This window comes from Streptomyces sp. SID14478 (genome assembly GCF_010548525.1).
Taxonomy (GTDB): Bacteria; Actinomycetota; Actinomycetes; order Streptomycetales; family Streptomycetaceae; genus Streptomyces.
This window is the reverse complement of record NZ_JAAGMG010000090.1, coordinates 1-996: the sequence shown is the minus strand read 5'-3', so window position 1 is coordinate 996 and position 996 is coordinate 1. Positions and strand designations below refer to the sequence as shown.

Below are 996 nucleotides of genomic sequence, written 5' to 3'. Positions count from 1 at the left end.
CAGGTCGCCGAGGCGCCCGCGGCGGCGGCCGTCTCCTCGACGAGCGCGGTCAGGGCCGCGCCCGGGCCGAGCTCCACGAACAGGGCGCCGCCGAGTTCGACGGCCGCCGCGATGCCGTCCGCGAACCGCACCGGGCGGCGCACATGGGACGCCCAGTACTGCGCGCTCGCCAGTTCCTCGGGGGCGGCGAGGCGTCCGGTCACGTTCGAGATCACCGGGATCCGCGGGGCGTGCCACTCGACCTCGGCCAGTTCCGCCGCGAAGGCGTCCAGCATCGGTTCCATCCGCCGGGAGTGGAACGCGTGCGAGACCACCAGGCGTTTCGTCTTGCGGCCCCGCTCGCGCAGCTTGCCGGCCGCCGCGAGGACCGCGTCCTCGTCGCCGGAGAGCACCACCGAGGACGGGCCGTTGACGGCCGCGAGCTCGACGCCGTCGCCGAGCAGCCCGGCGGTCTCCTCCTCGCTCGCGGCGACGGCGACCATCGCGCCGCCCGGCGGCAGGGCCTGCATCATCCGGCCCCGGGCCGCGACCAGGCGGGCCGCGTCGGCCAGCGACAGGACTCCCGCGGTGTGTGCGGCGGTGATCTCGCCGACCGAGTGGCCGACGACCGCGTCGGGGCGTACGCCCCAGGACTCCACGAGCCGGAACAGGGCGGTCTCGACGGCGAACAGGCCCGCCTGCGTGAACAGCGTCTGGTTCAGGAGTTCCGTGCTGCCGCTCAGCCTGCCCAGGACGACGTCGCGCACCGGGTGGTCGACGCGGCCGGAGAGCGCGGCGTCCAGGTGCGTGCAGGCCTCGTCGAGGGCGCGGGCGAACACCGGGTGCCGGTCGTACAGTTCGCTGCCCATGCCCACGCGCTGCGAGCCCTGGCCGGGAAAGACCCAGACGACCTTGCCGGGGCCGCCCGATCCCGCCGCCCTGCCGGTCACGACGCCGGCCGGGCGCTCGCCCCGCGCCAGCGCCGCGAGTGCGGTGCGGGCCTCGTCGTCCGAACCT

Annotated in this window: 1 protein-coding gene; it reads right to left on the bottom strand. The window is 76.0% G+C overall.

Translation table 11 applies throughout. The features are described 5' to 3' along the window. On the bottom strand, positions 1-996 hold a 996-nt coding region (locus G3I40_RS03015), incomplete at both ends, for an acyltransferase domain-containing protein (protein ID WP_164300584.1).